General features: G+C 65.9%; 12 protein-coding genes. 8 read left to right on the top strand and 4 right to left on the bottom strand.

Translation table 11 applies throughout. From position 1 onward, the window contains the following. Positions 1-78 precede the first annotated feature (78 nt). Positions 79-564 (bottom strand): cupin domain-containing protein, encoded by a 486-nt coding sequence (locus QX094_RS23415; RefSeq protein WP_409977935.1) that lies wholly within the window; start codon positions 562-564, stop codon positions 79-81. 244 nt (positions 565-808) lie between these two features. On the opposite strand from QX094_RS23415, the gene QX094_RS23420 reads away from it, so the two are divergent. Both QX094_RS23420 and QX094_RS23425 read left to right on the top strand, forming a co-directional pair. Continuing rightward, positions 809-1,090, top strand: a complete 282-nt coding sequence (locus QX094_RS23420; RefSeq protein ID WP_315715711.1) for a hypothetical protein — start codon at positions 809-811, stop codon at positions 1,088-1,090. A gap of 85 nt (positions 1,091-1,175) precedes the next feature. After that, a complete protein-coding gene (locus QX094_RS23425; RefSeq protein WP_315715712.1) occupies positions 1,176-1,895 on the top strand; it encodes a peroxiredoxin-like family protein in 720 nt (239 codons plus the stop codon). Here QX094_RS23425 and QX094_RS23430 read toward each other — a convergent pair. Continuing rightward, positions 1,883-2,779, bottom strand: a complete 897-nt coding sequence (locus tag QX094_RS23430; RefSeq protein ID WP_315715713.1) for a LysR family transcriptional regulator — start codon at positions 2,777-2,779, stop codon at positions 1,883-1,885. The two genes, QX094_RS23425 and QX094_RS23430, sit on opposite strands and share 13 nt — an antisense overlap. Before the next feature lie 183 nt (positions 2,780-2,962). On the opposite strand from QX094_RS23430, the gene QX094_RS23435 reads away from it, so the two are divergent. From QX094_RS23435 to QX094_RS23445, 3 genes are all read left to right on the top strand, one after another. Next, positions 2,963-3,784: a 3-hydroxybutyrate dehydrogenase gene (locus QX094_RS23435; RefSeq protein ID WP_315715714.1), complete on the top strand. Its 822-nt coding sequence runs from the start codon at positions 2,963-2,965 to the stop codon at positions 3,782-3,784. A 76-nt stretch (positions 3,785-3,860) separates the two neighbouring features. Next, positions 3,861-5,015 (top strand): patatin-like phospholipase family protein, encoded by a 1,155-nt coding sequence (locus QX094_RS23440; protein WP_315715715.1) that lies wholly within the window; start codon positions 3,861-3,863, stop codon positions 5,013-5,015. Positions 5,016-5,254: 239 nt separating this feature from the next. Continuing rightward, positions 5,255-7,378, top strand: coding sequence for a HAMP domain-containing methyl-accepting chemotaxis protein (locus tag QX094_RS23445; protein WP_315715716.1), 2,124 nt, complete (start codon positions 5,255-5,257; stop codon positions 7,376-7,378). 21 nt (positions 7,379-7,399) lie between these two features. Here QX094_RS23445 and glgA read toward each other — a convergent pair whose 3' ends face one another. Beyond that, a complete protein-coding gene (gene glgA / locus QX094_RS23450) occupies positions 7,400-8,815 on the bottom strand; it encodes a glycogen synthase GlgA (protein ID WP_315715717.1) in 1,416 nt (471 codons plus the stop codon). 339 nt (positions 8,816-9,154) lie between these two features. On the opposite strand from glgA, the gene QX094_RS23455 reads away from it, so the two are divergent. From QX094_RS23455 to QX094_RS23465, 3 genes are all read left to right on the top strand, one after another. After that, positions 9,155-10,222, top strand: coding sequence for a CaiB/BaiF CoA transferase family protein (locus QX094_RS23455; RefSeq protein WP_409977934.1), 1,068 nt, complete (start codon positions 9,155-9,157; stop codon positions 10,220-10,222). A 230-nt stretch (positions 10,223-10,452) separates the two neighbouring features. Next, positions 10,453-11,520 (top strand): alcohol dehydrogenase, encoded by a 1,068-nt coding sequence (locus QX094_RS23460; protein WP_315715718.1) that lies wholly within the window; start codon positions 10,453-10,455, stop codon positions 11,518-11,520. A 164-nt stretch (positions 11,521-11,684) separates the two neighbouring features. Then, positions 11,685-12,764 carry an isocitrate/isopropylmalate dehydrogenase family protein gene (locus QX094_RS23465; RefSeq protein WP_315715719.1) on the top strand — a complete coding sequence of 360 codons (1,080 nt, stop codon included), beginning with the start codon at positions 11,685-11,687 and terminating at the stop codon, positions 12,762-12,764. Here QX094_RS23465 and QX094_RS23470 read toward each other — a convergent pair. Beyond that, positions 12,761-13,582, bottom strand: a complete 822-nt coding sequence (locus QX094_RS23470) for an enoyl-CoA hydratase (RefSeq protein WP_315715720.1) — start codon at positions 13,580-13,582, stop codon at positions 12,761-12,763. The two genes, QX094_RS23465 and QX094_RS23470, sit on opposite strands and share 4 nt — an antisense overlap. Between the last annotated feature and the right edge of the window lie 269 nt (positions 13,583-13,851).

Consider the following 13,851-nt stretch of genomic DNA (forward strand, 5'->3'; position numbering starts at 1 on the left):
CTCCACAGGCAACGCGGCCGCATCCGGATCGCCTGCCTGAAGGGGGCGATCCGAAGGCGGCTGGCGGAGGCCCGCGATCTACATGTTGTGATCGTGCGGATCCTTGCGAACGTCGCCGACATAGAGGATGACCGTCTCCTTGCCGTCGTTCTTCCACCAATGCGACGTGCCGAACACCTCGGCTCTCAGATCGCCGGCCTTGTGCAGGATCGGCTCGGCGCAGTTGCTGGCATATTCGATGATCTCGCCCTGCTGAACGAAGATCAGCGCCGGGCGATCGTCATGGCTGTGCCACGGCACGATGCCGCCGGGCGCGATGGTCAGCTTGCGGAAGCGCAACTCGCGGTCCTTGATATTGGCGGGCTGCTTGGCGAGATCGATCGCGCCAAGCGTGACGTCGGTAACGCCGACCGCCTTGACGTCGGCTTTCTCACGTACGCCGGCCTTGATCTTGTCGGCCGGACACTCGCCGGCGCGGGCGCCGGACGCCGCGATCACCGTCGTAGCAACGGCCAGGACGAAAGCAGCGCTCAGGCGGCGCGCGCGTGTAGGTGCGATCTGCATCAACATGTCATTGTCTCCTCTGATGGAACAGCGGCCCGCGCCGAGCGGGCATCGCGAGGCGCACCATCGGGGAGCAGGGGACATGATGGAAATGCATCCTTTCTCTGGAGCCGATAGACCGCCGCTATCGATAGGCGGACGCTATCCTCGCGATTGGACAACGGCATTTCTCAAGCAGAGCAGGTCGCGCTTGTAATGCGGACGCCCGATGACGGGCGACAGCATTCATGAGGAGGAGATATCCATGACCCGCCTGTCCAAGACCTTGATCGCCGCGGCCGTGGTCGCGGTCTCTGCCACCGCAGCCATCGCGCAAGGCGGTCTCGATCTCGCGCCCGGCATGGCCTATGTCTACAGCGCCGGCAAGACCAGCATGATGACGATGGCCGCCGGCGACGCCAATCATCGGGCCATGATGCGCCACGCCAGGAAGGTGCCGAACAACACCGTCTTCTTCATGAGCGACGGGCAGCTCTATTCGGCGTCCGGCATGCTCGATCCCACCGGCAATTTCTATCGGCCCTGAGCGCGACGGTCGGGCAGGCCGCCCTTGTGGTCGGCTTGCCCGGGAAACTATCATGGTTGGGGTCCTGAACCTGCCGGAGCTGCTCATGACAGTGCTTTCACCCGCGGATGCCGAGCGGCTCAGACAGGCCTTCCTGCAATGCAGGGAGATGCAGGGCACCCTGCGTCAGCAGCTCGAGGCCTATGCCGCTGCGGGTCGCGAGATCTTTCCGGCCTACGCATCCGCCGTCGACCGCCTGGTGGCGCGGCTCGGAGACAACGGCGGCGGCGAGACTGCGCCGCGGCCCGGTGAGACGATGCCGCCATTCGTCCTGCCCGATGAGGCTGGCCGGCTAGTGAGCCTGCAATCCTGCCTCGTCCGGGGGCCGGTCGCCGTGATGTTCTTCCGCGGCCATTGGTGCCCCTATTGCCGGCTCAACGTTCGCGCGGTGATCAAGGCGCAGGAGCGCATCGACGCCGCGGGCGGCGCGATCGTCGCGATCATGCCGGAGCTGCAGGCGTTCACGCAGCAGTTCAAATCGGACGCCGGCGCCACCTTCCCTGTGTTGACGGACCTCGACAACGGCTATGCCTTGTCGCTCAACCTCGCGATCTGGCTTGGTCGTGAGATCCAGCAACTACTGGCGCACCAGGACCTGGCGAGCTTCCACGGCAATGACGGCTGGGTGTTGCCCATTCCGGCTGCCTTCGTGGTCGGGCGTGACGGTCTCGTAAAGGCGCGTTTCGTCGATCCCGATTTCCGCAAGCGGATGGAAATCGACGATCTGGTCGAAGCGCTTCGCCAGGCCGCGGCTCAGGACAGCTGAGCGAGCCATTCCTGCCAGTTCCTGCCGCGCAGCATGCGCATCACGGTCGAGGCAACCGCCGTGCGTTCACGGCCAGCAACGCCGTAGAGATGAACGGTGCGCCGCACGTCGAGTCCGTCGACGGTGGCCCGATGCAGGGTCTCCGGCAGCGTGGTCGTTTGCGGCACCACACCGATGCCGACTCCGGCTTCCATCAGCGCGATCAGGTCGCGTTCGGAGTGGACATCATGAGTTCGTCCGAGGTCGACGCCGCGTTCGCGGAGCAGCGTGCGCAACCTGTCCGCATGTTCGCAATAGTTGCGGCACAGCAACGCGTCACCGCCCAGATCATCGATCGCGATCGGATCCTGCCCGGCCAGCCGGTGCCGGCTGCTCACGGCGAGCGCGAAGTCCTCCGTGAAGAGAGGCCAGACATCCAGCCGATCCCAGGTCTCGTCGATCTCCGAGGCGATGCCGAGCTCCGCTTCGCCGCTCTTCAGATGCTCTGCGATCATGCGGCTGCTGCCGCGTAGAAACCTGAGCTCGAGCTGGTTGAACTGGCGCTGCAGCTGATCGAGCAGCGGGATCAGCAGCGCAAGGTCGACCGAGTCGGCGAGCGCGATCCGGAGCGTGCCGAGCTCTCCGCTCTTGAAGGACGAGGCGAGGGTTCGCGCGCCAACGGCAGCCTCGTAGCATTGCTTCAGCAGTGGATGCATGCGCTGGCCGAGCTCGGTGAGTTGCGCGGCCGGCCGCTCACGCCGGAACAAGTCGCCACCGAGCTCGGCTTCGAGCTGCTTGATCGCACGCGTCAGCGACGGCTGCGTCACGTTGCATTCCTCGGCCGCGCGCGTGAAGTGCAGCAGCCGGGCAACGGCAAGAAAATACCGAACCTGATGCATTTCCATCGAGGTGCTCCGTTCGATCGGGCTGACGTCCCGGGTGCAATATCCTACCAAGCGGGGCTTGGCACCAGCGATTGCGATAGCGAGCACCTATCGTGTGGCGAGCCAAACGGCATTTCCATTGGTCATGGCGGCCCGGCAATTTGTGCAGGCACGGGGCTCAACTGCTCGGACGAAGGCGACGCCATGGCTGTAGATTCACTGAAAGCCCGATCCACATTACCTCCGTTGTCCGGCAGGGTGGCGGTGATCACCGGCTCGTCCAGCGGCATCGGTCTGGGGATTGCGCAGGCACTTGCCGGTGCCGGGGCGCACGTCATGCTGAACGGCTTCGGAGCTCCCGAGGAGATCGGCCGCATCAGGTCGCAGATCGCTGCGGAGTTCGGTGTTCGCACCGGCTATGCTGCGGCCGACATGACGCAGCCGGAAGCGATCGCGAGCATGATGGCCGGTACCCTGCAGGAATTTGGCCGTATCGACATCCTGGTCAACAACGCCGGCATTCAACACGTCGCGCCGCTCGAGCAGTTTCCCGTCGAAAAGTGGGACGCCATCGTTGCGGTCAATCTCTCGTCGGCGTTCCACACGATGCGGTTGGCACTGCCGTCGATGCGGCGGAATAGCTTCGGTCGCATCATCAACATCGCCTCGGCGCATGGCCTCGTCGCGTCGCCGTTCAAATCGGCCTATGTCGCTGCCAAGCATGGCATCATCGGCTTGACCAAGGTCGCGGCGCTGGAGGCGGCCGAGATCGGCATCACCTGCAATGCGATCTGTCCAGGCTACGTCTACACGCCGCTGGTCGAGGCGCAGATCGACGGACAGGCCAGGGCGCACGGCATCTCCCGCGATCAGGTCATCCGCGATGTCCTGCTGGCGCAACAGCCGAACAAGCGCTTTGCAACGGTGGAGGAGATCGGTGCGCTCGCCGTCTTTCTCGCCAGCGATGCCGCCGCATCGATCACCGGTGTTGCCCTGCCGGTCGATGGTGGTTGGACCGCACATTGACGGTTGGGCGATGTAACAGCGACGGGAAAACTGCGAACAGGACAATGCATCAGGAGGGAGACATGAGGAGGGAGACATGGCCGACGTCGACGACACGATGTGCGCGATGATCGATCGCAGCAGGCTGCCTGGGCAGGTGGTTCTCGTCCTGCAGGGCGGTGGTGCGCTCGGTTCATACCAGGCCGGCGTCTATCAGGCGCTGCACGAGGCTGGTCTGGAGCCGGACTGGGTGATCGGGACATCGATTGGCGCCATCAATGCCGCTCTCATCGCCGGCAGCCCGGTGCAGGAGCGCATGACGCGGCTGCGGGAGTTCTGGAAGCGGATGCACCGGCGGCCAGCCTGGACAGTGCGCACGGCCTTTCCGGATTTCAACGAGCGGCTGTCCTATTGGACGACCGTGACGCATGGGATTCCGGGCTTCTTCCGTCCCAACGCCCTGGCGCATGCCGGGGAGTCCTATCCGCTCGGTGCCGAGCAGGCCGGCTATTACTCGACCGCTCCGCTGCGCGAAACGCTGCAGGAGCTCGTCGACTTCGATCGTCTCAACAATGGCGGTCTACGCCTCACGGTCGGGGCGGCGCATGTCAGGACGAGCCGGATGAGCTATTTCGACAGTCGCGACGAGGTGCTGGATGTCCGCCACATCCTGGCATCGGGCGCGCTGCCTCCCGCGTTTCCGGCAGTTCGCATCGATGGCGAACTGTATTGGGACGGCGGCATCCTGTCGAACACGCCGACCGAGGTCGTGTTCGACGACAATCCGCGAAAGGACTCGCTGATCTTCGCCGTGCATCTGTGGAATCCCGAGGGAGCCGAGCCGACGACCATGGCGGAGGTGTTCAACCGCCACAAGGACGCGCAATATTCGAGCCGGATCTCGAGCCATATCGCGCGCCAGCAGCAGACGCATCGGCTGCGGCATATCATCAATCAGCTTGCGGTTCATTTGCCGGAGTCGGCCCGCAATGATCCGGCGATCCGCGATCTTGTCAGTCACGGTTGCCAGACGCGGATGCATGTCGTCCGGCTGCTGGCCCCGCAACTCGCTCGCGAGAGCCATACCAAGGATATCGATTTCACCGAGCGAGGCATCATCGCGCGCTGGACTGCGGGCTATCAGCACACGCGATCGGTCCTGCAGCGCAGGCCCTGGTCGGGCGAGCACGATCCGCTCTCCGGCGTGGTGTTGCACGATCCCTCGGTCACGCTTGCAGCGGCTGCGGAGTAGAGGGCCCGATGAGCCGAGTCGATCCGATTGGCGCGGTATCGCGGCATTCAGATACCGCTCGGATCAGCTCAGTTTAAGGGATTAGTCGCCATTCGTTCTTAATCATTATGGCGCGGCAGCATCGCCGCGATTCGTGTTTGCCGACCGCGCGGGGACGTCGCCGGAGGCCGCTGCGCCAGCGCGTATCGGCCGACGCGAGCGTGACCGGCCGGGCAGCGATATTTGATTGGGAACGGCCGATGTCCGAGCGCTCGGTGCTGCAGAATGAGACGATCAAGCCGGAGACCGGTGCGGTCAGTCTCAAATGGAAAATTCTTGCCGGCAATCTGCTGACCGGCTTCTTCGCGATGGCCTTCGCCTTTGCGCTCGCATGGAGCGGGTGGGGCGACTTGCGCAAGCGCGAGCGGGCGGAGCAGGTTCTGGACGCCTTCGAGCTGGCACTGAAGGTCAATGCGCAGATCCCGCTCGAGCGCGGCCAGTGGAATCTGCTCGCGGCGGCCGGGTCCGCGTCGGCGGATGATGTCGCCAAGCTCGACAAGGCCATCGCCACGACGGACGAGTCGCTGGCACGGGCCAAGGCCGCCGCGCAAGTTGCGGGCCTGCCGACCACCAACATCGATGCCGCAGCGACGACACTGCGTGGCGTCCGTTCGGCGGCGCGCAACGCTGTACCGCTTCCGGCCGCGCAACGTCCGGCGAACATCCAGGCGACGACCACGGATGGCCTCGGTCGGGCGGCCGAGTCCCTGAATGCCGCCATCGACGAGACCGCGATCGAGCTGTCGGGGGCCGGCGGCGAGGTCGAGAACCTGTTGCCTTCGGCCCAGCTTGCGCAGCTGTCGCAATCGATGCGCACGATCAACGGCGCGCGCTCCGCCGTGCTGCGCTTCTTCATCCAGAACGTCAGCTGGACCCCGGCGCGTCTTGCCGAGGTGACCGAGCAGAGCGGACAGGTGACCCTGCTGTGGCAGCAGATCGAGCTCGCGGCGCGCAGCGTTCGCAATACGCCGGAGGTGTCCGCCGCGCTGGAGCACGTGCGCACGACCCTGATGGGTGCTGGCGAACAGCGCTACCGTCAGATCGTCACGGCGGGGCGCGACGGACAGCCGTCGCCGGTCACGGCTGAGGAATGGGGCCGCTGGACCACGCCGATGCTGAACAACGTCATCGTGCTGCGCGATGCGGCGCTGAAGTCCGCGCATCAGGCCATCGATCAGGCGATCGGCGCGGCGCGGCTGCGGCTGTTCATCGCGCTCGGCGTTCTGCTGCTGGTGGCGATCGTGTCGGTCGCCGTGGTCATCGGCGTCGTCCGCGGCGTCATCGGCCCGCTGGTCGGACTGACCGGCGTGACCCTGCGCCTCGCCAATGGCGAGCTGAGCGCCGATATTCCGAACGAGTCCCGCAAGGACGAGATCGGCGCGATGGCGCGCGCCCTGAAGATCTTCAAGGACGCGCTGATCGCCAAGAAGGCCTCGGACGAGGCCGCGCAGCGCGACGCGCAGGCGCAGATCGATCGGGCCCAGCGGCTGGATGCGCTGACGCGCAACTTCGAGTCGACGATTGCCGACATCGTCAACACCGTGTCGTCGGCGGCCTCGGGCCTCGAGACGTCGGCGGACATGCTGACAAACACCGCTAGCCGCTCGCAGGAGCTCAGCACGGTGGTGGCGGCTGCGTCGGAGGAAGCGTCCGCCAACGTTCAGTCGGTCGCCTCCGCCACCGAGGAGCTCTCCTCGTCGGTGACCGAGATCAGCCGTCAGGTCCAGGCGTCGGCCCGCATGGCCGGCGACGCCGTGCAGCAGGTGCGCCAGACCAATGGGCGCGTCGCCGAGTTGTCGCAGGCCGCAGCCCGCATCGGCGACGTCGTCGAGCTCATCAACAGCATTGCCGGACAGACCAATCTCCTCGCACTCAACGCCACCATCGAGGCGGCGCGCGCCGGCGACGCCGGCCGCGGTTTCGCGGTGGTTGCGACCGAGGTGAAGGCGCTCGCGGAACAGACGGCGAAGGCGACCGAGGAGATCTCACAGCAGATCTCGGGCGTGCAGGCCGCGACGCAGGAATCGGTGAATTCGATCCAGGCGATCAGCTCGACGATCGAGCGGCTTGCCGAGATCGGAGCAGCCATTGCGGCGGCGGTCGAAGAGCAGGGCGCGGCAACGCAGGAAATCTCGCGCAACGTGCAGCAGGCCGCCCACGGCACCCAGCAGGTCTCGTCCAACATCACGGACGTGCAGCGCGGCGCCTCGCAGACCGGCTCGGCCTCCGCCGAGGTGCTGTCGTCGGCCAAGTCGCTGGCTGGAGATTCCAACCGCCTCAAGCGGGAGGTCGGCAGCTTCCTGGAAGCGGTCCGCGCAGCGTAAGAAGCCAGCCTTTCAAGCGGGCTACGACGCCAGCATCTTCCGGTACAGTGCGTTGTAGCAGGCGGCCGACAGGTTCCAGCTGAATGAGCGTGCCATCGCCGACAGCCGCATCTCGTTCAGCCGTTCGGTGCTGGTGAACGCCGAAAACGCGCGCTTAACCCCGCCGAGGAAGGATTCCGCCGACGGCTTCTCGAACAGGAATCCGGTCTCGCCATCTGTGATGGTCTCGGCGAGGCCGCCGGTCTGGTGGCCGATCGGCAGCGAGCCGAAGCGCTGGGCATACATCTGGCTCAGGCCGCATGGCTCGAAGCGCGACGGCATCAGGGTGAAGTCGCTGCCGGCGAAGATGCGCCGCGCCTGTGCATCGTTGAAGCCGATGGCGACCCCGATCGCGTCCGGCCGGCGGCGGTGGGCCTCCATCAGCGCGCGCTCGATGGCGGGCTCGCCGGTGCCGGTGACCACGATCTGGCCGCCGGCGCCGACGATCTCATCGGCGGCTTCCAGCACCAGGTCGATGCCTTTCTGATGGACGAGGCGCGCGACGATGCCGAACATCGGACCGCGCGACACGGCGAGGCCGAACTGCTTGCGGACGTAGTCGGCGTTGGCCTTCTTGCCCTTCCAGTCGCCCGCGGCGAAGGGCTGCGCCAGCTGCTGGCAGTAGCGGGGATCCCAGCTCTCGTCGATGCCGTTGAGAATGCCGGTCAGCTCATCGGCATTGGAGCGCTGCCGGAGCAGGCCCTCCAGCCCGCAGCCGAGCTCGGGCGTCGTGATCTCCTGGGCATAGGTCGAGCTGACCGTGGTGAGATGCGACGCATAGATCAGACCGCCCTTGAGAAAGGACAGTTTGTCGTAGAACTCCAGACCGTCGATGTGGAACGAGGATTCGGGGGCGCCGATCCGGCGCAGCGACTCGCGCGGGAACAGGCCCTGATAGGCGAGGTTGTGGATGGTCAGGATCGACGGTACGTCGACCCCGCGCCACGCCAGATAGGCCGGCACCAATGCGGCCTGCCAATCATTGGCGTGGACCAGATCGGCTGCCCAGTTCTTGTCCAGCGTGCCCGCCGCCAACTCGGCGGCGGCGGCGGCGAGACGGCCGAAGCGGATGTCGTTGTCCGCCCAGTCCTGCCCGCTTTCGTCGCCATAGGGGTTGCCCGGCCGGTCGTAGAGCTCGTCGCAGAGCAGGACGTAGACCGGCAGGCCGTCGCGGGTCGACGACCGCCCCAGGGCGCAGCCCGGCATCTCTGCCAGGGGCGCGCAGTGGCCGACGATCTCGATGTGAGTGAGTTGCTCGATCACGTCCCGGTAGCCGGGCAGCATGATCCTGACATCGGTGTGTGAGCGCAGCGCCCGGGGAAGTGCCGCCGAAACGGCAGCCAGTCCGCCCACCCGGACGAAATCGTCCATTTCGGTCGTAACGAACAGAACCCGCAAGAGATGTCCTCGATCAAGCCCCATGTTCGTCCTATGCAAGAAAAGGTCCAAATTCAGTCATGAAGAAAGGCGCTGCCGCACCGCGGCGGGACGCCAAACGCTTTCGACATCGAATGGTTCGATCTAGAAACGACCTGCACAACGATCGATGGCTTACGCTTTGTGAATCCGCGACGGCAAAGCGGACCTTCGGCCTCGGTGCCGAGCGAGAAGAGTTCAAACCAGGGAGCTGCCAGGGTGAGTCTAGTGGGAAACGATGAGAGCCGTTTGACAGGATGTTTCGAGGGACTGCGCGTCCTCGACTTCTCGACCACCATCGCCGGCCCGCACTGTGCCCGCATGCTTGCCGATATGGGAGCGGAGGTGATCAAGATCGAGTCAGTCGAAGGTGAAACCATGCGCACCCGGCCTCCGATGCGTCATGGCTGCTCTACCGCTTTCGGTCAGCTCAACGTCGGCAAGAAGAGCGTCGTGCTCGACCTCAAGTCGCGCGACGGTGTCGCCGCGGTGCGTCGGCTGGTCGCATCGGCCGATATCCTGGTTGAGAACTTCCGCCCTGGAGTGATGCAGCGGCTCGGGCTGGACTATGCGGCCTTGAGCGCGCTGAATCCGCGGCTGATCTACTGCTCGATCTCGGGCTACGGCCAGACTGGCCCATCGGCGGAACTCCCGGCCTACGCCCCGGTGATCCATGCGGCTTCGGGCTACGACATGGCGCATCTCGCCTACCAGCCGGGGCGCAGCCGACCCGATTATTGCGGCATCTACCATGCCGACGTCGTCACCGGGACCTACGCGTTCGGCGCCATCGCCTCCGCTCTGTATCAGCGCGAACGCAACGGGCGCGGCCAGCACATCGACTGCTCGATGCTGGAATCGATGCTGAGCCTGACACTGAACGAGATCCAATGGTCGCAATTTCCCGTCGCGCAGCCGTCGCGGCCGACCTTCGGCCCGGCGGAGTGTCGCGACGGCTATGTGATGATCGCCATCGCCAGCGAGAAGACGTTCCAGAACCTGATGACCGCGATCGGCCATCCGGACTGGGTCGATGATCCCAGATTCGCAAAATATTCCGACCGGCGGGCAAACTGGGGGGCGCTGATGGATGGCGTGGAAGCCTGGTCGCGCCGGCTCACCGTCGCCCAATGCCTGGAGGCATTGAATGCGGGCGGCGTGCCAAGTTCGGCCTACCGCAGCGTGGCCGATGCGCTGGCTGATCCGCAGATCGCGCATCGCGGCGCGCTGGCCGATGTGGAGGATGCAGCCGGCAGCTTCAAGGTCGTCAACCTGCCGTTTCGGATGTCGGAAGCGAAGGTTGCGGCCGGCCCGCGGGCCGCAAGCCTCGGAGAGCACACCGTGGAAATCCTGCGGGGGGCTGGCGTAGGCGACGCTGCAAAACCTTGAGCTCGCTGAGGCAAAACGCTGCAGGGCTGCCATGACCGCAGGCGCTGCGCGCAGCCTTGCCGCTCCTCGCGTTTCCAGCCAATGTCGCGATATCGCAAGAACAGTCCGGACCAGCCGGACGCGCTCATGCCGGGGAGGAGGTCCAAGGCGACGTTGCCGCGCGCAGCCTCGCCGCTCGTCCCGTCGATGCGCCACCGGTCGCGCCCGCACCGGACTACGGGAGTGAAACCATGAAGAGCTTCAAGGTCACCGATTTCAATGCGCCGCTGACCGAGGTCGACGAGCCGACACCGCAACCATTCGGCAAACAGGTGCTGATCAAGGTGAAGGCGGCCGGCGTCTGCCACAGCGATCTGCACATCTGGGAAGGCGGCTATGATCTCGGGCACGGCCGCAAACCGCTGTCCCTCAAGGATCGCGGCGTGTCGCTGCCGCGGACCATGGGCCATGAGAGCGCCGGTGAGATCGTGGCGTTCGGGCCGGAGGTCACCGAGGCGGAGAAGGGCGGGCTGAAGGTCGGCGACGTCGTGCTGGTCTATCCCTGGATCGGCTGCGGCAAGTGCGCGACTTGTCTCGCCGGCGACGAGAACATGTGCCTGAAGCCGGCCTCGCTCGGCGTCTATTGCGACGGCGGCTATGCCGACCACATGACGGTGCCGCATCCGCGCCACCTGATCGATCTCAAGGGGCTCGATCCGGTGACGACCGCGCCTTACGCCTGCTCCGGTGTCACGACCTACAGCGCGCTCAAGAAGGTCGAGAAGGATTTCGACACGCCGATCGTGATCTTCGGCGCCGGCGGCCTCGGGCTGATGGCGCTGTCGCTGTTGAAGGCAATGGGCGGCAAGGGTGCGATCGTGGTCGATATCGACGCGCGCAAGCGCGAGGCGGCGCTGGCGGCCGGCGCGCTGGCGGCGGTCGACGGCAAGGCGCCGGATGCGCTGGAGCAACTGAACAAGGCCGCAGGCGAGCCGATCCGGGCCGTCATCGACCTGGTCGGCAATGCCGCCACCGCGCAGCTGGGCTTCGACTGCCTCACCAAGGGCGGCAAGCTGGTCATCGTCGGCCTGTTCGGCGGCGGCGCGCCGTGGGCGCTGCCGCTCATTCCGATCAAGGCGGTGACGATCCAGGGCAGCTATGTCGGCAATCTCCGCGAGACAAAGGAGCTGCTCGACCTCGTCCGCGCCAAGCACATCGCGCCGATCCCGGTGACGCCGATGCCGCTCGCCAAGGCCAACGATGCCCTGCGTGAGCTGCAGAAGGGTCAGCTGGTCGGCCGCGCCGTGCTGACGCCGTAGGACACACCCTCTCCATCGTCATTGCGAGGAGCGAAGCGACGAAGCAATCCAGAGTCTCAACCTGGGCCCTGGATTGCTTCCGCCGTCGCCCTTCGGGCTAAGGCGGACAAGTCGCTTCGCTCGCAATGACGGCGCTAAATCCCTCGTGTGACGAAGAAAAAAGCATGCCCTCCACCAACGCACTCCACATCGCAGTCCTCCCCGGCGACGGCATCGGTCCTGAAGTCATGGCGCCGGCACTCGAAGTGCTGCGCAAGGTCGAGGCCAAGGCCGGCCTGTCGTTCCGGTTCACCGAGGCCCAGGCCGGCGCGAACAACTATCTCGCGACCGGCGTCTCGATCGCCGACTCCACGATCCGGCTGTGCGAAGAGGCGGACGCGATCCTGCTTGGCGCCTGCGGGCTGCCGTCGGTGCGCTATCCCGACAACACCGAGATCGCGCCGCAGATCGAGCTGCGCTTCCATTTCGACCTTTATGCCGGCGTGCGGCCGGCGCGGCTGATCCCGGGCGTGCCGAGTCCGATCGTCGGCGCCGCCGAGCGCGGCATCGACTTCGTCGTGATCCGCGAGTCCACCGAAGGCCTGTTCGCTTCGATGGGCAAAGGTGTCGTGACGCATGAGGAGGCGCGCGAGACCCTCGTCATCACCCGCAAGACATCCGAGCGGCTGTTCAACTTCTCCTTCAAGCTCGCCGCCCGGCGCCGCGCGCGCGGCCGCTCGGGGACTTTAGCCTGCGTCGACAAGGCCAACGTCTTCAAGGCCTTCGCCTACTTCCGTAAGATCTTCGACGAGGTCGCTCAACTTCATCCGGACGTGAAGACGGACCGCCTCTACATCGATGCTTGCGCGCTCATGCTGGTGAAGCGCCCGTGGGATTTCGACGTTCTGGTCACCGAGAACATGTTCGGCGATATCCTGTCCGATCTCGCCGCCGGTCTCGTCGGCGGCATGGGCATGGCGCCGTCGGCCGACATCGGCGATCGCCACGCCGTGTTCCAGCCCTGCCACGGCACCGCGCCCGACATCATGGGGCAGGGCAAGGCCAACCCGACCGCGATGATCCTGTCGGCCGCGATGATGCTGGACTGGCTGGCGGACACCCATGGCATCGAGGGGGCAGCCGAGGCGGCCCAGCGGATCGAGCAGGCCGTCGACCAGGTCTACGCATCCGGCCTCAAGCCATTCGAGTTCGGTGGCAATGCCGGCACGATCGACGTGACCAGGGCGGTGCTGGAGGCGCTCTAAAGTCCCTTGAAGGCTGGCTTGCGCTTCTCCATGAAGGCGCGGCGGCCCTCGCGGAAATCCTCCGAATCCATGCAGATGTCGCCGATCCGCTTGATGGCTTCCATGTCGCGGCGGCTTTCGTCCTTCAGCACCTCGGCGATGGTGATCTTGGCGGCCTTGACCGCCAGCGGCGCATTGACGGCAATGGTGCGGGCGATCTCCAGCGTGGCCGGCAGCAGTTCGTCGTTGCTCATCATCCGGTCGACGAGGCCGATCCGCAGCGCCTCCGCGGCATCGATCCGCAGGCCCGTATAGAGCAGCAGCCGCGCCTGCGACGGGCCGACCAGTGACACCAGGTTGCGCAGGCCGTCATAGCCATAGGCGATGCCGAGCCTGGCGGCGGGGATGCCGAACTGGCTGTCCGCGGCGGCGAAGCGCATGTCGGTCAGCATCGCGATCTGCAGGCCGCCGCCGAGGCAGAAGCCGCTGATGCAGGCGATCGTCGGCTTCGGGTAGCCGGCGAGCAGCGCCCGCTGGGCGGCGCTTCGCTCGGCATAGGCCTCCGAGGCCGCGGCATTGTGGCGGCTCTGCTCGAACTGGCTGATGTCGGCGCCGGACACGAAGGCCTTGCCGCCGGCGCCGGTCAGCACCACGACCCGGATCGCGTCATCGTCGCGCAGCGCGACCAGTGCCTGGCCAAGCCCCTCCCACATCTCCAGCGACATCGCATTGCGCTTGTCCGGGTTGTTGAAGGTGATGATGCCGACGCCATCGCCCGCTCTGGTCATGAGGATCTTGTCCCCGGCGAAGGTGGTGGGGAGCTCGGAGATAGTCGGCATGTGGGTCCGTCCGCAGGAGGGCAGGCGGCCGGCATCGTTCACCGCGCCGGTGACGGCGTCAATGCAAGTTCAGGACATGATGGGCAGGCAAAGGGACGTTCGGGCCGAGCTCTCGACCTGTGCACGGGTGGCCCAGGAGAGGACGCGCAGCGTTCATGATCAGCGTCGGCCGGACGGAACCGAAACGCCGGCATGCCGCCACTTCCTATGACGGCAGAGAGCACGAGATTATAAAAGCGACGAAGCCTCAGACCGCGCAGCGATCGCTG

Source organism: Bradyrhizobium sp. SZCCHNS1050, from assembly GCF_032484785.1.
Lineage (GTDB): Bacteria > Pseudomonadota > Alphaproteobacteria > Rhizobiales > Xanthobacteraceae > Bradyrhizobium.